Below are 390 nucleotides of genomic sequence, written 5' to 3'. Positions count from 1 at the left end.
CGCGGGATGGAGCAGTCCGGTAGCTCGTCGGGCTCATAACCCGGAGGTCGTAGGTTCGAATCCTGCTCCCGCAACCACTATTTAGTTTTATTCATTCAGGCGTACCCGAAGGGTGCAACCATAATTTTGTATCAATCATTGGGGAGTGCCCTTTGGGTACAACCATTATTTAGTATCTGTGCTATACGCCCAGATCCATTACACTCACAACTTACATGGCGGCGTAGCTCAGGTGGCTAGAGCATACGGTTCATACCCGTAGTGTCAGCGGTTCAAATCCGTTCGCCGCTACCAATTAAATTTGTAAAAATACATAATCAAGGCCCTATGGTCAAGCGGTTAAGACACCGCCCTTTCACGGCGGTAACCCGGGTTCGAGTCCCGGTAGGG

At 50.5% G+C, this 390-nt stretch carries 2 tRNA genes; both read left to right on the top strand.

Annotation, left to right across the window (positions count from 1 at the left end):
• A tRNA-Met gene (locus tag ACOEN1_RS13515) sits at positions 1 to 77 on the top strand.
• A gap of 140 nt (positions 78 to 217) precedes the next feature.
• Positions 218 to 294 (top strand) — tRNA-Met (locus ACOEN1_RS13510).
• Positions 295 to 390 lie beyond the last annotated feature (96 nt).

It is taken from the genome of Gudongella sp. DL1XJH-153, from assembly GCF_049310905.1.
GTDB lineage: Bacteria > Bacillota > Clostridia > Tissierellales > Tissierellaceae > Gudongella.
Note: the sequence above shows the minus strand (reverse complement) of the source record. Positions and strands in the feature narration are given on the sequence as shown.